Source organism: Erwinia billingiae Eb661, from assembly GCF_000196615.1.
GTDB classification, from domain to species: domain Bacteria; phylum Pseudomonadota; class Gammaproteobacteria; order Enterobacterales; family Enterobacteriaceae; genus Erwinia; species Erwinia billingiae.
The window spans coordinates 2,124,779-2,142,329 of the sequence record NC_014306.1; the positions used below are offsets into that span (position 1 = coordinate 2,124,779).

Annotated in this window: 18 protein-coding genes, 1 pseudogene and 1 other annotated feature; of the genes and pseudogenes, 17 read left to right on the top strand and 2 right to left on the bottom strand. The window is 52.3% G+C overall.

Annotated elements, in window-relative coordinates; genetic code table 11:
• Window positions 1-126: 126 nt before the first annotated feature.
• Window positions 127-666: a YniB family protein gene (locus EBC_RS11190; protein ID WP_013201898.1), complete on the top strand. Its 540-nt coding sequence runs from the start codon at window positions 127-129 to the stop codon at window positions 664-666.
• Between the two features lie 21 nt (window positions 667-687).
• Here the strand turns inward: EBC_RS11190 and EBC_RS11195 are convergent, their stop codons facing one another.
• Together EBC_RS11195 and ghoS are read right to left on the bottom strand one after the other, a co-directional pair.
• Window positions 688-1,581, bottom strand: coding sequence for a fructosamine kinase family protein (locus EBC_RS11195; protein WP_013201899.1), 894 nt, complete (start codon window positions 1,579-1,581; stop codon window positions 688-690).
• A gap of 107 nt (window positions 1,582-1,688) precedes the next feature.
• Window positions 1,689-1,982, bottom strand: coding sequence for a type V toxin-antitoxin system endoribonuclease antitoxin GhoS (ghoS, locus tag EBC_RS11200; protein WP_013201900.1), 294 nt, complete (start codon window positions 1,980-1,982; stop codon window positions 1,689-1,691).
• Between the two features lie 147 nt (window positions 1,983-2,129).
• Here ghoS and EBC_RS11205 point away from each other — a divergent pair, with 147 nt between their 5' ends.
• From EBC_RS11205 to EBC_RS11275, 16 genes and pseudogenes are all read left to right on the top strand, one after another.
• Window positions 2,130-3,263, top strand: coding sequence for an ABC transporter substrate-binding protein (locus EBC_RS11205; RefSeq protein ID WP_041692284.1), 1,134 nt, complete (start codon window positions 2,130-2,132; stop codon window positions 3,261-3,263).
• Window positions 3,264-3,639: 376 nt separating this feature from the next.
• The gene (locus tag EBC_RS11210) at window positions 3,640-4,395 is read left to right on the top strand and encodes a DUF481 domain-containing protein (protein ID WP_013201902.1); all 756 of its coding nucleotides are present in this window, start codon (window positions 3,640-3,642) and stop codon (window positions 4,393-4,395) included.
• 330 nt (window positions 4,396-4,725) lie between these two features.
• Window positions 4,726-6,654: a threonine--tRNA ligase gene (thrS, locus tag EBC_RS11215; protein ID WP_013201903.1), complete on the top strand. Its 1,929-nt coding sequence runs from the start codon at window positions 4,726-4,728 to the stop codon at window positions 6,652-6,654.
• 3 nt (window positions 6,655-6,657) lie between these two features.
• The gene (infC, locus tag EBC_RS11220; RefSeq protein WP_071822113.1) at window positions 6,658-7,209 is read left to right on the top strand and encodes a translation initiation factor IF-3; all 552 of its coding nucleotides are present in this window, start codon (window positions 6,658-6,660) and stop codon (window positions 7,207-7,209) included.
• 91 nt (window positions 7,210-7,300) lie between these two features.
• Complete coding sequence (gene rpmI / locus EBC_RS11225; RefSeq protein WP_004157374.1) at window positions 7,301-7,498, top strand: 50S ribosomal protein L35; 198 nt, start codon at window positions 7,301-7,303, stop codon at window positions 7,496-7,498.
• A gap of 40 nt (window positions 7,499-7,538) precedes the next feature.
• Entirely contained in the window at window positions 7,539-7,895 is a 357-nt protein-coding gene (gene rplT / locus EBC_RS11230; protein WP_013201905.1) for a 50S ribosomal protein L20, read from the top strand.
• An 82-nt stretch (window positions 7,896-7,977) separates the two neighbouring features.
• Window positions 7,978-8,101 (top strand) — a sequence feature (Phe leader region).
• Window positions 7,983-8,027 carry a pheST operon leader peptide PheM gene (gene pheM / locus EBC_RS26020; RefSeq protein WP_001386830.1) on the top strand — a complete coding sequence of 15 codons (45 nt, stop codon included), beginning with the start codon at window positions 7,983-7,985 and terminating at the stop codon, window positions 8,025-8,027. (Overlaps the previous feature by 45 nt.)
• Window positions 8,102-8,181: 80 nt before the next feature.
• A pseudogene (gene pheS, locus EBC_RS11235) lies at window positions 8,182-9,166 on the top strand (phenylalanine--tRNA ligase subunit alpha).
• 15 nt (window positions 9,167-9,181) lie between these two features.
• Window positions 9,182-11,569 (top strand): phenylalanine--tRNA ligase subunit beta, encoded by a 2,388-nt coding sequence (pheT, locus tag EBC_RS11240; RefSeq protein WP_013201908.1) that lies wholly within the window; start codon window positions 9,182-9,184, stop codon window positions 11,567-11,569.
• 4 nt (window positions 11,570-11,573) lie between these two features.
• Entirely contained in the window at window positions 11,574-11,873 is a 300-nt protein-coding gene (gene ihfA, locus EBC_RS11245) for an integration host factor subunit alpha (RefSeq protein WP_004157378.1), read from the top strand.
• 53 nt (window positions 11,874-11,926) lie between these two features.
• Complete coding sequence (gene btuC, locus EBC_RS11250) at window positions 11,927-12,910, top strand: vitamin B12 ABC transporter permease BtuC (protein WP_013201909.1); 984 nt, start codon at window positions 11,927-11,929, stop codon at window positions 12,908-12,910.
• A 40-nt stretch (window positions 12,911-12,950) separates the two neighbouring features.
• A complete protein-coding gene (locus EBC_RS11255; protein WP_013201910.1) occupies window positions 12,951-13,496 on the top strand; it encodes a glutathione peroxidase in 546 nt (181 codons plus the stop codon).
• Window positions 13,497-14,228: a vitamin B12 ABC transporter ATP-binding protein BtuD gene (gene btuD, locus EBC_RS11260; protein ID WP_013201911.1), complete on the top strand. Its 732-nt coding sequence runs from the start codon at window positions 13,497-13,499 to the stop codon at window positions 14,226-14,228.
• A 72-nt stretch (window positions 14,229-14,300) separates the two neighbouring features.
• On the top strand, window positions 14,301-14,759 hold the full coding sequence (locus EBC_RS11265; RefSeq protein ID WP_013201912.1) for an NlpC/P60 family protein: 459 nt from the start codon (window positions 14,301-14,303) through the stop codon (window positions 14,757-14,759).
• Between the two features lie 384 nt (window positions 14,760-15,143).
• On the top strand, window positions 15,144-15,884 hold the full coding sequence (locus tag EBC_RS11270) for an EAL domain-containing protein (protein ID WP_013201913.1): 741 nt from the start codon (window positions 15,144-15,146) through the stop codon (window positions 15,882-15,884).
• A gap of 107 nt (window positions 15,885-15,991) precedes the next feature.
• Window positions 15,992-17,431 (top strand): protein adenylyltransferase SelO, encoded by a 1,440-nt coding sequence (locus EBC_RS11275; protein WP_013201914.1) that lies wholly within the window; start codon window positions 15,992-15,994, stop codon window positions 17,429-17,431.
• The last annotated feature ends 120 nt before the right edge of the window (window positions 17,432-17,551 follow it).

Below are 17,551 nucleotides of genomic sequence, written 5' to 3' on the forward strand. Positions count from 1 at the left end.
TTCATCGACAACATTGTCCCGCTTGCGGCGGTTCTTCCCCTTTTAACGCGACATGACGACTTTTTTCAGGCACATTTCGCTACCTGAAGGTAAACTTATCACCTCAAACCTTAGTCAGGAGAAAGCATGACTTATCAACAAGCTGGCCGGGTCGCGATCCTCAAGCGAGTCGCTGGCTGGATTATTTTTATTCCGGCGCTCATTTCAACGCTGATTTCACTGATGACCTTCCTCGAGAAGAGCCGGGAAAAGCGCGAAGGGATTAATGCGGTGATGCAGGATTTCTCCCATGTGATGATCGATATGATCCGCTTCAACACCGGGTTCCTTAATGCGTTCTGGAATAATTCACCGCAGCCCGATTTTAATCACGGCAGCAACGTCACCTTCTGGATTGTCTACTGGCTGATCTTCGTCGGGCTGGCCTTACAGGCTTCTGGCGCCAGAATGTGGCGACAGTCGCGCCATCTGCGTGAAGGGATTGAGGATCAGGTGATCCTGGAGAATGCGAAAGGGCCAGAAGGGCGCAGCCGCCAGCAGTTGGAAGAGAAAATTATCGTGCCACGTCACACGATTTTCCTGCAGTTTTTCCCCCTGTATGTCTTACCCATCGTGATTGCGGTGGCGGGTTACTTCGTCCTTAAGCTGCTCGGCTTTATCTTCTGACAGACCGGCCTGAAGCACACTTCAGGCCGGGCGGGCATTTTTCTTGCCCAGTTCATCGGCATCCAGCAGCGCACCTACCGCCTGCTGGGCCTCGCCAAACCAGTGCCCACCAAAGACATTCGCCCGGTTAAGCAAATAATAGAGCTGATACACCGGCTGACGCTGAAGGTAATCTACCGGCAGCGGCCAGACGGATTCATAGCCTTGATAGATTTCCGACGGCAAATCCGCATACCACGACAGCATCGCTAAATCACACTCGCGGTCGCCCCAATAGCAGGCAGGATCGAAGATCCACGGTCCAGTGCTGCTGCCACCACAGTTGGCAGGCCAGAGATCGCCATGAAGCAGAGAAGGTTGAGGATGATGGCTCCCTAATGCGGTTTGCGCGCAACGGATAATCAGCTCGATATCGCCGTACTGAATGCCTTTTTCGGCGGCTAACTGAAGTTGCCAGCCAATACGCTGTTCAGCAAAGAAGATGGACCAGCGTTTAAGCCAGCTGTTGGGCTGAGGGGAAGTGGTGAGGTTGTTGTCATAGTCGAGACCGAACTGCGCCTGCTCGCTCCACTGATGCAGATGGGCCAGCTGCTGACCCAGCTGGTGGGCGCTGTGCCGATCCAGCGGTTGTAGCGGAATGTATTCCAGCAGCAAAAAACTCACTTCGCGATCGCTGCCGACGCCATAGACGGCCGGTACGCGAACGGTTTTGGTGCGCGCCAGCAGTTGCAGCTGATCGGCCTCCCAGGCAAAAAGATTCAGCATGTCGCGGCTGTTGCACTTCACAAAGACATCATACTCGCCATAACGAATATGCCATGCCGGGTGAACGTCGCCACCCGGTAACTCCGTACGCTGGCTGATTTCAGCATCGCCTAACTGCTCACTCAACAGACGACTAATGGCTGACCACATGGCGGTTTCCTCTTTTCGCTGTGTCTTGCAGGACTAACGGATAATAGCGCTTAAAGAATAATCAAAACCAGCGCCTGCGCAAAGCATGGCGCATTTTTTACACAACCTTAGCTTTTATTGTCCTGCAAAAAGGCTTCAAAGGTCTGAACCTCGACCTCAGGTTTCTGACCTAACGCCACTTCAGCCAGTTTTTCTGCCTGTTCGTGGATCTGGTCTTTATCCTGCGGGCTGGTAATGCCGAAGCTGTTAGTACCCAGCTGATGGGAAGTGCCATCCGCATCGGTCAGCGAAGTACTGAAACCGCCGTTGGTCAGCACGCTATTAAGTTCCAGAACGTCAGAAAGGCCTTCTTCCTGATAACGGAAGGTCACGACGTATTGCGTAATATCAGAAGCACTCATAATTCACCTCATTGTTAATCCGTGATTTTCAGCATAGCCCATCGGCAGGAAAGGGGATCCCGGCCGGGGGAATGTTGCCAATGCAAGTAATAATCATTACTATTGTGGCCCTTTCTTTTGACGTTCATTCCGGAGCCCGACGTGCTACTGAAGCCTCAATTCTCCTTGCTTGCCTCTTTGCTGGCGCTTTCCACCGCCACTTTCTCTGCCGTTGCCACCACCTATCCGGTGACCCTGACCGACAGCGATGGCCAACAGGTTACGCTGAAGCAGGAGCCGAAACGGGTCGTGCTACAGGATGGCCGCGATATTCTGACGCTGGCGCTGCTGGACCGTGACGATCCTTTCCAGCGTCTGGTTGCCTGGAACAACCTGCTGAAGAAAAGTGATGCACCGACGTGGGAGTTGATGGAGAAGAAATGGCCGGAAGCCAAAAAGATCATCGATATGGGCTTCAGCGACAAAGGTGAGGTGAATCTGGAAAGTGTGGTCGCCGAACATCCTGACCTGATGATTGCCCAGCTGCGCTCTAAACCTTCGCTGAGCCAGGGCGGCGTGCTGGATAAAATGAAACAGCTCGGCATCCCGGTGCTGTTTATTGACACCTTTGAGCAGCCGGTTGTCGACACCCCGAAAAGCATCACGTCACTGGGCGTGGCGCTGAACCGTGAGTCCGAAGCGAAGGCCTATACCGATTTTTATCAGCAGCATTATCAGGCCATCATTAATAAGACCCGCGACGTTAAGCCGCAACCGCAGGTGTTTATCGAAGCCAAAGCCGGTTTGGGTGGCCTTGAGTCCTGCTGCTTTACTCATGCCCATGTGGGCTGGGGTGCGATGGTGGAGGCGGTTGGTGCCAAAAATATCGGTTCCGGGCTGCTGCCGGGCGCCACTGGCGATATTTCGCTGGAAAAAGTGATCGCCATGAAACCCGATGTCTATATCGTTTCTGGATCGCAGTGGGCCAGTAAAAACAATGCGGCCGTGCCATTCGGCTACAACGTGACGCAGGCGCAGGTCGATCAGGCTTTCGATAAGATGAAGCAGCGTCCCGGCTTCTCTGAGGTATCCGCCATCAGCAACCATCGCTTCTACGGGCTGTATCACAACTTCTACAACCATCCGTACAATATTGTCGGACTTGAGTACCTGGCGAAGTTCATCTATCCGCAGCAGTTTACGGAACTTGACCCGGCTAACACCTGGAAAGAAATTGTCACTCGCTTCACCAAAGTGCCGTTAGGGAAGGGTGTGTTGGGTGCTCAGGCACCGGCAAACTGATTTTCAGGAATACCTGAGGTAGGTCTGATGAGAAAAGGGCGATCCGTAACGGTCGTCCTTTTTTATTGATTTACTTTTAGCGCGGACAAACCCCTACGCCGGTATTAACATTGAGAGATGTTTTGACACCAAATGACATCTTTCAAGCCCCCTTCAAAGAAAAATCTCATTTACTCAATGCTGGATAATGCCTAAATAACCATTATACTTCGCCGCGTTAATGAGAATCCTCTCATTCAGAGTCTGAATTTGCCAATGCGCCAGGTAAAAAGAGCGATTTCATAAAATGTTACGTTTCTTACAGTAAAAGGCATTGATCGTCCTGCAAAACCCTTCAGACTCACTCTTTTTTAAACTGTCGTATGGGTCACACTTAATGAAAGCGCTTAACAAGCTGTCTGTAGTTCTTTTGCTCTCCGGGGGAGCTATTTGCCATCAAGCTCTGGCAGACAACAACGTCTTTACGGTCATGGATGACCCTTCCACGGCAAAGAAGGATTTTGATGGGAGTGCGTCGGCGGGTTACCTGGCACAAACCGGTAACACCACCAGCTCCTCGCTGACCGCCAATACCAACATGACCTGGTATCAGCCAAATACCGCTTACAGCCTGTGGGGCAACGCCAGCAATACATCGTCTAACGACGAGCGTTCTTCAGAAACGTACCAGGTTGGTGGCCGTACACGTTACAACATGAACAGCTATGACTACCTGTTCGGTCAGGCCAGCTGGCTCAGCGACCGTTTCAACGGTTACGACGGTCGTTCATTCCTGGCGGCAGGTTATGGTCGTCAGCTGCTGAACGGCCCGGTGCACTCGCTGCGTGTGGAAGCCGGTCCGGGCGTGCGTTATGACGATTATCATGACGGTGGCCACGATACCACCGCGCTGGCATACGGTGCGTTGAGCTACCAGTGGCAGCTGACCGATACCACCAAGTTCATTCAGGGTGTGTCCGTGTTGGGTAGTGACGATACGACAGTCAACTCCGAAACCGGTCTGCAGGTTGCTATCAACCAGTCCTTCTCGTTGAAGCTAGCCTACAACGTGACCTGGAACCAGAACCCACCTGATTCTGCTCCAGACAAAACCGACACCAAGACCACCATCATGTTGTCCTACGCGATGTAATGCGTTCCGGGCCGAGTCCATCGGCCCGAATCTTTAAACCTTCAAGCTCTTCCTCCACTTACCTGTTGTCATTCTTCTTTTCGTCCCCATCTTTTACTTATCCGACAAGAACTCACGGTGTTCATACTTTGACGTAGGATGCATAGCGTGTAAGATGTTCGTCCCTCAGAAGTTTTTGTTAAACAGACACTTTTGAATATGTGTACCAGACTCTGTACCAAACCGACAAATGTGAGTGGGTTTCAAGTGCAAAGTCCTTGATGTACAAATTAAATACTACTTTTGTATGTAGCCTTGCGTATGGGTTACCACTGCAATTAAGGATGTAAAATGCCCGTTATTACTCTTCCTGATGGAAGTCAGCGTTCTTTTGATCACGCCGTTAGCGTGATGGACATTGCTCAGGACATCGGTCCTGGCCTCGCGAAAGCCTGTATTGCTGGCCGCGTGAATGGTGAACTGGTGGATGCGGTTGATCCGATCACCGAGGATGCCAATGTCGCTATCATTACCGCAAAAGATGAAGCCGGTCTTGAGATCATTCGTCACTCTTGTGCTCACCTGCTGGGACACGCTATCAAACAGCTGTGGCCTGACACCAAGATGGCTATTGGTCCAGTGATCGACAACGGCTTCTATTACGATGTTGATATCGACCGTACCCTGACCCAGGAAGACATTGAGCAGCTGGAAAAGCGTATGCACCAGCTGGCTGAAACCAATTACGATGTCATCAAGAAGAAAGTGAGCTGGCAGGAAGCGCGTGATGCGTTTGCTGCACGTGGCGAAACGTACAAAATCACCATTCTTGATGAAAACATCAGCCATGATGACCAGCCTGGTCTGTATCATCATGAAGAATATGTCGATATGTGCCGTGGTCCGCACGTGCCGAATATGCGTTTCTGCCACCACTTTAAGCTGCAGAAAATTTCTGGTGCTTACTGGCGTGGCGACAGCAACAATAAAATGTTGCAGCGCATTTACGGCACTGCCTGGGCAGATAAAAAGCAGCTGGCTGCCTATTTACTGCGTCTGGAAGAAGCGGCCAAGCGCGATCACCGTAAAATCGGTAAGCAGCTTGACCTGTATCACATGCAGGAAGAAGCGCCGGGCATGGTGTTCTGGCATAATGACGGCTGGACCATCTTCCGCGAGCTGGAAGTCTTTGTGCGCAGCAAGCTGACTGAGTATGACTATCAGGAAGTGAAAGGCCCATTGATGATGGACCGCGTGCTGTGGGAAAAAACAGGGCATTGGGAAAACTACAAAGAAGCGATGTTCACCACCTCTTCAGAGAACCGTGAATATTGCATCAAGCCAATGAACTGCCCAGGCCACGTGCAGATTTTCAATCAGGGTCTAAAATCATACCGCGACCTGCCGTTACGTATGGCGGAGTTCGGTAGCTGTCACCGTAACGAGCCATCAGGCGCGTTGCACGGTCTGATGCGTGTGCGTGGCTTTACTCAGGATGATGCCCATATCTTCTGTACAGAAGAGCAGGTGCGTACTGAAGTAAATAGCTGCATCCGCATGGTGTATGACATGTACAGCACCTTCGGATTTGAAAAAATCGTGGTGAAGCTGTCTACCCGTCCGGTAAAACGCATCGGTACTGAAGAACAGTGGGATCGCGCCGAGGCCGATCTGGCTGCCGCGCTGAAAGAGAACGACATTCCGTTCGAATATCAGCCGGGAGAGGGCGCTTTCTACGGTCCTAAGATTGAATTTACCCTGCATGACTGCCTGGATCGCGCATGGCAGTGTGGTACCGTTCAGCTCGACTTCTCATTGCCGAGCCGTCTGAGTGCCTCATATATTGGGGAAAATAATGAGCGTCAGGTGCCGGTGATGATCCACCGTGCAATTCTGGGTTCAGTGGAGCGCTTTATCGGTATTTTGACCGAAGAGTATGCCGGGTTCTTCCCGACCTGGTTGGCTCCAGTACAAGTTGTGGTGATGAATATCACCGATGGCCAGTCCGAATATGTTGCAGAATTGACCCGAAAACTGCAGAATGCGGGCATTCGTGCAAAAGCGGACTTGAGAAACGAGAAGATTGGCTTTAAAATCCGTGAGCATACTTTACGACGTGTCCCGTATATGTTGGTCTGTGGTGATAAAGAGGTGGAATCTGGCAAAGTTGCCGTTCGCACCCGCCGTGGTAAAGACCTGGGTAGCATGGACGTAAACGAAGTGATCGCGAAGCTGCAAGACGAAATTCGCAGTCGCAATCTTCATCAATTGGAGGAATAAAGTATTAAAGGCGGAAAACGAGTTCAACCGGCGCGTCCTAATCGCATTAACAGAGAAATCCGCGCCACAGAAGTACGACTGACTGGCGTCGATGGCGAGCAGATTGGTATTGTCAGTCTGAATGAGGCTTTGGAAAAAGCTGAGGAAGCAGGTGTTGATTTAGTTGAAATCAGCCCTAACGCCGAGCCGCCCGTTTGCCGTATCATGGATTACGGCAAATTCCTTTACGAAAAAAGCAAATCTTCTAAAGAACAGAAGAAGAAGCAAAAAGTTATCCAGGTTAAGGAAATCAAATTCCGTCCTGGTACCGATGATGGCGACTATCAGGTAAAACTACGCAACCTGATTCGCTTTCTCGAAGAGGGCGACAAAGCCAAAATCACGCTGCGATTCCGTGGACGTGAGATGGCGCACCAGCAGATCGGCATGGAAGTGCTTAACCGCGTCCGTAAAGATCTGTGTGAAGACATCGATTTGGCTATCGTCGAATCCTTCCCTTCGAAGATCGAGGGTCGTCAGATGATCATGGTGCTGGCTCCGAAGAAGAAGCAGTAGGCCATAAAGTAATCGAAGTCCGGGCTTCGGCCCGGACTTTTATTCGCCTGTCTGATTCATTTTATTAACAATGCGAAGTGGATGTTTTTAAATGCCAAAGATTAAAACTGTACGTGGCGCGGCCAAGCGCTTCAAGAAGACCGCCTCTGGTGGCTTCAAGCGTAAACACGCTAACCTGCGTCATATTCTGACTAAAAAATCTACTAAGCGTAAACGTCACCTGCGCCCGAAAGGCATGGTTTCTAAAGGCGATCTGGGTCTGGTTATTGCCTGCCTGCCGTACGCATAAGTCTATTTTTTTTTAACAGAATATTAAACAGGAGAGCTAAATGGCTCGTGTAAAACGTGGTGTAGTTGCTCGCGCACGTCACAAAAAAATCTTAAAACAAGCTAAAGGCTATTACGGTGCACGTTCACGTGTTTACCGCGTTGCCTTCCAGGCTGTTATCAAAGCTGGTCAGTATGCTTACCGTGACCGTCGTCAGCGGAAGCGTCAGTTCCGTCAGCTGTGGATCGCGCGTATCAACGCAGCGGCACGCACTAACGGAATGTCTTACAGCCGTTTCATTAATGGTCTGAAAAAGGCTTCTATTGAAATCGACCGTAAGATTCTGGCTGACATCGCAGTCTTCGACAAAGTGACCTTCACGGCACTGGTTGAGAAAGCGAAAACAGCTCTGGCGTAAGTCAGGTGGAAGAGGGAGCTTGTCTCCCTCTTTTATTTTTTGTTCACTGAAGCCCCACCCGTTCTTTCTGTACAAGGTATCGCAAGCATGAATGCTGCTATTTTCCGTTTCTTTTTTTACTTTAGCACCTGAATATCGGGGCTTGTGCGCAAAGAAAAGAAACGAAAAATCGCGCTTAAAGCCTCCCCCGTGGAGGCTTTTTTGTTTCTGGCGTAGCTGATAACGGACGAATGCTCGTCCACATAAAAAAACAGACCGGCCACGGCGGCTGGAAGAAGAGGAAAGCATGTCACATCTCGCAGAACTGGTGGTTAACGCGAAAGCGGCCATCGCTGATGCTCACGATGTTGCCGCGTTAGATACGGTACGCGTTGAATATCTGGGGGAAAAAAGGACATCTGACGCTGCAGATGACAACATTGCGTGAACTGCCTGCGGAGGATCGCCCGGCAGCCGGCGCGGTTATCAACGAAGCCAAGCAGCAGGTTCAGGAAGCGCTGAACATGCGTAAAGACTCGCTGGAGTCGGCTGCGCTAAACGCGCGTCTGGCAGAAGAGACCATTGATGTCTCACTGCCTGGCCGTCGTATCGAGAACGGTGGCCTGCACCCGGTAACCCGTACCATCGATCGTATCGAAACCTTCTTTGGTGAACTGGGCTTTGCCGTGGAAACGGGCCCGGAAATCGAAGATGACTACCATAACTTTGATGCGCTGAATATTCCTGGCCATCACCCGGCACGTGCCGATCACGATACCTTCTGGTTTGATGCGACTCGCCTGCTGCGTACCCAGACATCTGGCGTGCAGATCCGCACCATGAAGAACCAGCAGCCGCCAATCCGTATCATCGCCCCGGGCCGTGTCTACCGTAACGATTACGACCAGACCCACACGCCAATGTTCCATCAGATGGAAGGGCTGATCGTTGATAAAAACATCAGCTTTACCAACCTGAAAGGCACGCTGCACGATTTCCTGAACAACTTCTTCGAAGAAGATTTGCAGGTTCGCTTCCGTCCTTCTTACTTCCCGTTTACCGAACCGTCTGCCGAAGTGGATGTGATGGGTAAAAACGGCAAGTGGCTGGAAGTGCTGGGCTGCGGCATGGTTCACCCTAACGTTCTGCGAAACGTCGGCATCGATCCAGAAGTTTACTCTGGCTTTGCGTTCGGGATGGGTATGGAGCGTCTTACCATGTTGCGCTATGGCGTGACCGATTTACGCGCCTTCTTCGAAAATGATTTACGTTTCCTCAAACAGTTTAAATAAGGGCGGGTCAAACCAATGAAATTCAGCGAACTCTGGTTACGTGAGTGGGTTAACCCGGCTATTGATAGTGCAGCACTGTCAGAACAGATCACCATGGCAGGCCTGGAAGTGGATGGCGTTGAAGCTGTCGCCGGGGCGTTTCATGGCGTGGTGGTGGGTGAAGTGGTGGAATGTGGCCAGCACCCAAACGCAGATAAACTGCGCGTCACTAAAATTAATGTGGGCGGCGATCGCCTGCTGGATATCGTCTGTGGCGCGCCTAACTGCCGTCAGGGACTGAAAGTCGCCGTAGCGACGGTCGGTGCCGTGCTGCCAGGTGATTTTAAAATTAAAGCAGCCAAGCTGCGCGGCGAACCTTCAGAAGGGATGCTGTGCTCCTTCTCTGAGCTGGGTATTTCCGACGATCATGACGGGATTATTGAGCTGCCGCTGGATGCGGCGGTTGGAACGGACATCCGTGAGTTCCTGAAGCTTGATGACAGCACCATTGAAATCAGCGTCACGCCGAACCGTGCGGACTGCCTGGGCATTATTGGTGTGGCACGTGATGTGGCCGTACTGAACAAAATGACCCTGACTGAGCCAGACATCTCACCGGTGGTAGCAACAGTCCAGGATACCTTCCCAATCCGTGTTGACGCGAAAGAAGCCTGCCCGCGTTACCTGGGCCGGGTGGTGAAAGGCATTAACGTTAAGGCGGCAACGCCGCTGTGGATGAAAGAGAAGCTGCGTCGTTGTGGCATCCGCTCTATCGATCCGGTTGTCGACATCACTAACTTTGTGCTGCTTGAACTGGGCCAGCCGATGCATGCTTTCGACCTCGATCGTCTCGAAGGCGGTATCGTGGTGCGGTTGGCAGAAGAGAGTGAACTGCTGACTCTGCTGGACGGTACCGAGACCAAACTCAAAGCGGACACGCTGGTGATTGCCGATCATCAGAAAGCGTTGGCCATGGGTGGCATCTTCGGTGGTGAACACTCAGGTGTGAACGAAGAGACCCGCAATGTGCTGTTCGAGTGCGCGTTCTTCAACCCGCTCTCCATCACCGGACGTGCGCGTAGCTACGGTTTGCATACTGACGCCTCACACCGTTATGAGCGTGGCGTTGATCCGCAACTGCAGTTCAAGGCGATGGAGCGCGCAACGCGTCTGTTGCTGGACATCTGCGGCGGCGAAGCTGGCCCGGTTATCGATGTCACCAATGAAGAGACGTTGCCAAAGCGTGCCACCATCACGCTGCGCCGTGAAAAGCTGGACCGTCTGATTGGCCACGTTGTATCTGATGATCAAGTCAGCGACATTCTGCGTCGTCTGGGCTGTGAAGTGACCGAAGGTGAGGGTTTCTGGCAGGCGGTCGCGCCGGGCTGGCGTTTCGATATGGAAATCGAAGAAGACCTGGTCGAAGAAGTGGCTCGCGTGTATGGCTATAACAACATTCCAGACGTGCCGGTGCAGGCCGGCCTGATTATGACTAAGCACCGCGAAGCGAATCTGTCGCTCAAGCGCGTGAAATCGATGCTGGTCGATAAAGGGTATCAGGAAGCGATCACTTACAGCTTCGTCGATCCTAAGATCCAGGCGTTGCTGCACCCGGGCGAAGAGAATCTGGTGCTGCCAAGCCCAATCTCGGTTGAAATGTCGGCGATGCGTCTTTCGCTGTGGACGGGCCTGCTATCTGCGGTGGTGTATAACCAGAATCGTCAGCAAAGCCGTGTGCGTCTGTTTGAAAGCGGCCTACGCTTTGTGCCTGATACTCAGGCAAACCTTGGCATTCGTCAGGATGTTATGCTGGCCGGTGTGATCAGCGGTACGCGTAATGAAGAGCATTGGGATCTGGCGCGTCAGGCAGTTGACTTCTATGATTTGAAAGGTGATTTGGAGTCCGTCCTCGAACTTACCGGTAAATTGTCTGAGATTCAGTTCCGCGCTGAAGCAAATCCTGCTTTGCACCCGGGACAGAGCGCAGCAATTTATTTACGCGGCGATCGCATCGGATTTATCGGTGTGGTGCATCCAGAACTTGAACGGAAACTGGATCTTAACGGCCGTACTGTGGTGTTTGAACTGGAGTGGGACAAGGTGTCAGACCGCGTCCTGCCTGATGCGAGCGGCATTTCCCGTTTCCCGGCAAACCGTCGCGACATCGCCGTTGTAGTGGCTGAAAACGTCCCTGCAGCAGATATCATCACAGAGTGTAAGAAAGTTGGCGTAAATCAGGTAGTTGGCGTAAACTTGTTTGACGTGTACCGCGGTAAGGGCGTAAATGAAGGTTTTAAGAGCCTCGCTATCAGCCTGATTTTGCAAGATACCGCCCGGACACTCGAAGAAGATGAGATTGCCGCTACCGTTGCAAAATGCGTAGAGGCACTGAAAGAGCGATTCCAAGCATCCTTGAGGGATTGAACCTATGGCGCTTACAAAAGCTGAGATGTCTGAATACCTGTTTGAGAAGCTGGGGCTTAGCAAACGGGATGCCAAAGAGCTGGTTGAACTGTTTTTTGAAGAAGTACGTCGTGCTTTGGAAAACGGTGAACAGGTGAAACTGTCAGGATTTGGCAACTTCGACCTTCGCGACAAAAACCAACGTCCGGGACGAAACCCCAAGACTGGTGAAGATATTCCAATCACGGCGCGTCGTGTGGTTACCTTCCGACCTGGTCAGAAGCTGAAAAGCCGGGTCGAGAACGCAACACCGAAAGAAGACTGATTTCTGCTAGTCAAAAAGGCCGCTTATGCGGCCTTTTTCATATGAAGTGAACCATGACGCTGCTTTCTGAACACATGAAAAGCGCCCGGCAGCACCAGCGGCGCTGGCTGGCAGGTTTGTTGGTCTTTAGCCTGCTGATGATAATGCTGAGTTTGTCAGCCGGCGATCGCTGGTTGATGCCTGTCGACTGGTTTATGCCGGATAATTCGCTGTATGTCTGGCAACTGCGTCTGCCAAGAACGGTGGCGGTATTGCTGGTGGGCGCCTCGCTGGCCGTTGCGGGCGCGGTGATGCAGGCGCTGTTTGAAAATCCGCTGGCCGAACCCGGTCTGTTAGGCGTTTCTAACGGGGCAGGGGTTGGGCTGGTGCTGTGTATTTTTGCCGGTGCTGCCGGGCTCTGGCAAATCAGCCTGTGTGCCATCTTCGGCGCGCTGGTGGTCACGCTTATCCTGCTCAGGTTTTCCCGTCAGCATCTTTCTAACAGCCGCCTGCTGCTGGCGGGCGTGGCGCTGGGGATCATCTGCAGTGCGGTGATGACCTGGGCAGTCTATTTCAGTACCGATCTCGATTTACGGCAGTTGATGTACTGGATGATGGGCGGTTTCAGTGGCGTAGACTGGCGTTATCGCTGGTTAATGCTGGCGTTGCTGCCGGTGCTGATCTGGCTCTGCTCATTGTGGCGGGTGATGAACCTGATTGCGCTGGGCGAAATTTCTGCCAGGCAGTTAGGCCTGCCTTTACTGATGTGGCGCAATCTGCTGGTGTTGAGCATCGGCTGGCTCACCGGTGTCAGCGTGGCGCTGGCGGGCGCGATTGGGTTCATTGGGCTGGTTATCCCGCACATCCTGCGCCTCAATGGCATCAACGATCATCGTATGCTGTTGCCTGCCTGTGCGCTGGCTGGTGGGGCGATATTACTGGCCGCTGATGTGCTGGCCAGAGTCGCCATGTCTTCGGCAGAATTACCGATTGGGGTGGTGACGGCAACGCTCGGCGCTCCGGTCTTTATCTGGTTACTGTTACGCAACCGGCCATAGCGGCCTCCCTTTTTCACTCTCTACTGAACAGGAACACTCGATGACTATTTTCGACACAAAACTGGAAACGCTGGATGGCGAACAGACTTCTCTGGCGAACTGGCAGGGCGACGTACTGTTAGTGGTGAACGTGGCATCCAAATGCGGGCTTACCCCTCAGTACGAGCAGTTAGAAGCCTTACAGAAAAACTGGCAGGAGAAAGGCTTTTCGGTGCTGGGCTTCCCGTGCAATGCATTCCTCGGTCAGGAACCTGGCAGCGCAGAAGAGATCAAAACCTTCTGTAGCACCACCTATGGCGTGACCTTCCCGATGTTTAGCAAAATCGAGGTCAATGGCCCGGATCGTCATCCACTGTATCAACAGCTGGTGGCGGCGCAGCCTACGGCCAGCGCACCCGATAACAGTGGTTTCCTCGAGCGCATGTCCAGCAAAGGCCGTGCGCCGAAAGAGCCTGGCGACATCCTGTGGAATTTCGAGAAGTTCCTGATCGGTCGCGACGGCACGGTGATCCAGCGCTTCTCGCCGGATATGGAACCCGCCGATCCGCTGATTGAGAGTGCGATTAAACAGGCTTTGGCAAAATAAATGCTGTTGCAGTGTGAGGGTGTTGCCATTAAGCAGCGCCTTGCGCCATTTAACGCTGAGGTGAACGCCGGAGAGCTTATCCATCTGCTGGGGCCGAATGGCGCCGGTAAAAGCTCTCTGTTGGCCTGTCTGGCCGGTATGCTGCCCGGAGAAGGGACCATTTTGCTATCGGGGCAGCCTTTGCAAGCCTGGCGTCACAGTGCGCTGGCACGAACGCGGGCGTATCTGGCACAACAGCAGGTGCCCGCTGGCAGAATGCCGGTCTGGCACTACCTCACGCTGCACAATGCGGTAACCGATGAGGCGGCACTGATGGCGCTTTGCCAGACCTTCAAGCTGGTGGATAAACTGGCCAGACCGCTGAGCCAACTGTCGGGAGGGGAATGGCAGCGCGTTCGCCTGGCCGCGGTGTTATTTCAGATGTCTCAGCCCGACGGCAAACTCCTGCTGCTTGATGAGCCGCTGACCGGGCTGGACCTGGCTCAGCAGGCCGCGTTTGATGGTTATCTGGCCAGCTGCGTGGCGCAGGGGCTGACGATTATCATGAGCGGGCACGATATCAACCACAGTTTGCACCACGCTCACCGCGTCTGGTTGATGAAACAGGGGGCGCTGGTTCAGCAGGGCACCGTTGATGAGGTTCTGCAACCCGAAGGGCTGAGCAAGGTCTTTGACGTGCCGTTCCGGCGACTGAGTGTGGAAAATCACCAAATCCTCACCACATTCCTCTGATTAGCCGGACATTGTTGTCTGAAAACCCCGTTTGCAGGTAGAGTAAGTCGTCATCTCAGAAGGATCTCCGTTATGCGCTACTGGCTGTTGCTGATCGTCATTATTCTTGCGGGCTGTAGTAGCCATGCACCGCCACCCAATGGGCGTTTGTCCGATTCAATTACGGTGATTGCCCAACTGAATGAGCAGCTTAGCCAGTGGCACGGCACGCCCTATCGCTATGGCGGCATGGGAAGGGGTGGCGTTGACTGCTCGGGCTTTGTCTATCTGACCTTCCGCGATCGTTTTGATCTGCAACTTCCCCGCACGACGGTGGCACAAACCGATATCGGCACCCGCATTAGCAAAGATGAATTGCTGCCAGGCGATCTGGTCTTTTTTAAAACGGGCAGTGGCGAAAATGGTCTGCATGTTGGGATCTACGATACCGACGATCAATTTATTCATGCTTCAACCAGCCAGGGTGTGATTCGTTCTTCTTTAAATAACGTTTACTGGAAAAAAGTGTTCTGGCAGGCAAGACGAATTTGATCCGCCTTATATTTAGCGTGCTAAGCAATTACAGATAAAGCTCATTTATTCGTCATTTGATTTATGGGATGATATTAAATAACGCATTGCCCACCCGGGATAAAATAATTCAATTTCCCTTAAGTCTCTTTTTATGTCAGCATTACGTCAAATTTTAGTAAAGAGATGTTGAAGTTAATGACAAGTTGGTGCTTAAACACCAGTGAACCGATAAACTGCTCAGCATCTTTCTTATCAATTGTGTGATAGTTTACTGTTTCGCAACGGGCCTCACCCTGTCTATTTTGCTTTTTATGCGACAATCTCACTTAATATTGGCACTGTTAATTGCCATTAGCGGTGAAGCAGGGTGCACGAATTGGCACTTCATCATGGCTGAATAAAATGAAAATCCATCTGGAAGCGGATTATAAAAGTTACACAGCATTCTACCCAGTTTACAGCTTTGACGGCCTTTTAATCGCTGTCGAATTGCTGACGCATTTTTCCCATACCAAAGCCAATGTCGCCATGCCGCAAGAAATGTTGCTGCCGCAAATGGACAGCGAACAACGTATTCTTCTGTTGCAAAGCCAGATAGCCAGCATTGAAAAACATCACGACTTCTTTCGCCAGCAGGGTGTGAAGGTGACGCTGAAAATTGATGACATCACCTCACAGGCGATCCTTGATAGTGATTTTCTGGCGAAAAAGTTGGATGCGCTGGAATGGCTTGAGCTTGAAATTAATGAAAGCTTCCCGAATTTAAAACTGGGTAAAGACCATCCGGAATTAATGGCTTTAAGTGAGCGATTTGACTTAAGTCTGGAAAATTACGGATCCGGTAAAGCGCCGTCGAAAGCGGTGTATGACGATCTGTTCTACCGCATCAAACTCGACAAAGGCTTTATTAAACACAATATCAACAAGCTATCTTTTAAACCATTTATAAGTACAGTGTTGGATCATATCAAACCGCACTGCCATCAGATAATCGTTCAGGGAATTGATGATTTATCCGGTCTGGAAAAGATCAGCCATTTCCAGTTTGACGGAATACAAAGCGCACTATTTTCGCCCGTGGGCGAAGACGCGCTCTCGTCATTGATTCATCCTCCTAAAGAGTTGCAGGGCCTGCCGCATTAATAACCCCTTTCAGTATCCGTGTTAAGCTGCTGCGAGGCGGTTTACACTAACCGATAGTTTGCCTGCGGTCCGGTCGCGACCGCACGGGCATATCGCAAGGGGATCTCATGCAGTTTACTAACACCTGGCATCAGGAGCTTGAGGGGTTTTACACCGCGCTCACGCCCACGCCGTTAAAAAATCCACGTCTGCTTTATCACAGTGCCGGGCTTGCCGCTGAGCTGGGGCTTGATGACAGCTGGTTTGCTGCGGATAAAATTGGTATCTGGAGCGGCGAGTCTCTGCTGCCGGGCATGCAGCCTTTGGCGCAGGTATACAGTGGCCATCAGTTTGGCGTCTGGGCCGGTCAGTTAGGCGACGGAAGAGGGATTTTGCTGGGTGAGCAACGGCTGGAGGATGGCCGTAAAATGGACTGGCACCTGAAAGGGGCGGGCTTAACGCCTTATTCCCGCATGGGTGATGGTCGGGCCGTTTTACGTTCCTCTCTGCGCGAGTTCCTGGCCTCTGAAGCGATGTATCATCTTGGCGTCCCCACTTCCCGCGCGTTAACTGTGGTGACCAGCGATGAGCCCGTTTACCGTGAAACCACGGAGCGCGGGGCGATGTTGCTGCGCGTGGCGGAAAGCCATTTGCGTTTTGGTCACTTCGAACACTTCTTTTATAATCAGCAGCCGGAAAAAGTCCGCGAACTCGCCGATTATGCCATCCGCCATCACTGGCCACAGTGGCAGGACGAAGAGGATCGCTATCGGTTGTGGTTTACTGACGTCGTCCGCAGAACCGCGCGCCTGATTGCTCACTGGCAAAGCGTGGGCTTCGCTCACGGCGTGATGAATACCGACAATATGTCGATTCTGGGCCTGACGCTGGATTACGGTCCTTACGGATTCCTTGATGACTACAAGCCTGACTTTATCTGTAATCATTCAGATTACCAGGGGCGTTATAGCTTTGAAAATCAGCCGGTGGTGGGCTTGTGGAACCTGAATCGCCTGGCTCATGCGCTGTCGGGCCTGATGACCACCGAGCAGCTGAAGCAGGCGCTGGCAGAATACGAGCCCGAGCTGATGCGTTGTTGGGGCCAGCAGATGCGCGCCAAACTTGGATTCACCACGCAGGGCAAGCATGACAACGATATCCTGACCGGGTTACTGGCGTTGATGACCAAAGAGGGTAGCGACTACACCTGGACCTTCCGTCAGCTGTCTGATTCGGTACAGCAGGGATCCACTTCACCGCTGCGTGACGAGTTTATCGATCGTGAGGCGTTTGACAGCTGGTACAACATCTGGCGACAGCGTGTGCTGGAAGAAGAGCGTAGCGATGAAGATCGCCAGCAGCAGATGAAGCAGGCCAATCCCGCCATCGTGTTACGTAATTACCTGGCACAGCAGGCGATCGAGCAGGCCGAAAAGGATGACATCAGCGTGCTGAGCAGATTGCATCAGGCGCTGAGCCAGCCTTATGCGGACGCGCCAGAATTTGCCGATTTGATGCAGCGCCCGCCAGACTGGGGCAAAAAACTTGAAGTAAGCTGTTCGAGCTGATTTTAGTGGCGATTGCAGGGCCGACCGTGATCTTCGATGTCGACTGGCAGGTGGGGATCGCAGGTGAGCAAAGGGGATGCAGCGGGGTTGCTGCATCCCATCACTGAAGTTAACGCTTTA

Bases quoted from the DNA above. Each gene is read 5' to 3' on its own strand.
- btuC (WP_013201909.1), top strand. From the start codon at position 11,927: ATGACGCTGCTTTCTGAACACATGAAAAGCGCCCGGCAGCACCAGCGG.
- EBC_RS11255 (WP_013201910.1), top strand. From the start codon at position 12,951: ATGACTATTTTCGACACAAAACTGGAAACGCTGGATGGCGAACAGACT.
- EBC_RS11195 (WP_013201899.1), bottom strand. From the start codon at position 1,581: ATGTGGTCAGCCATTAGTCGTCTGTTGAGTGAGCAGTTAGGCGATGCT.
- rpmI (WP_004157374.1), top strand. From the start codon at position 7,301: ATGCCAAAGATTAAAACTGTACGTGGCGCGGCCAAGCGCTTCAAGAAG.
- pheT (WP_013201908.1), top strand. From the start codon at position 9,182: ATGAAATTCAGCGAACTCTGGTTACGTGAGTGGGTTAACCCGGCTATT.
- ihfA (WP_004157378.1), top strand. From the start codon at position 11,574: ATGGCGCTTACAAAAGCTGAGATGTCTGAATACCTGTTTGAGAAGCTG.
- rplT (WP_013201905.1), top strand. From the start codon at position 7,539: ATGGCTCGTGTAAAACGTGGTGTAGTTGCTCGCGCACGTCACAAAAAA.
- EBC_RS11275 (WP_013201914.1), top strand. From the start codon at position 15,992: ATGCAGTTTACTAACACCTGGCATCAGGAGCTTGAGGGGTTTTACACC.
- ghoS (WP_013201900.1), bottom strand. From the start codon at position 1,982: ATGAGTGCTTCTGATATTACGCAATACGTCGTGACCTTCCGTTATCAG.
- thrS (WP_013201903.1), top strand. From the start codon at position 4,726: ATGCCCGTTATTACTCTTCCTGATGGAAGTCAGCGTTCTTTTGATCAC.
- EBC_RS11270 (WP_013201913.1), top strand. From the start codon at position 15,144: ATGAAAATCCATCTGGAAGCGGATTATAAAAGTTACACAGCATTCTAC.
- btuD (WP_013201911.1), top strand. From the start codon at position 13,497: ATGCTGTTGCAGTGTGAGGGTGTTGCCATTAAGCAGCGCCTTGCGCCA.
- EBC_RS11265 (WP_013201912.1), top strand. From the start codon at position 14,301: ATGCGCTACTGGCTGTTGCTGATCGTCATTATTCTTGCGGGCTGTAGT.
- EBC_RS11190 (WP_013201898.1), top strand. From the start codon at position 127: ATGACTTATCAACAAGCTGGCCGGGTCGCGATCCTCAAGCGAGTCGCT.
- EBC_RS11210 (WP_013201902.1), top strand. From the start codon at position 3,640: ATGAAAGCGCTTAACAAGCTGTCTGTAGTTCTTTTGCTCTCCGGGGGA.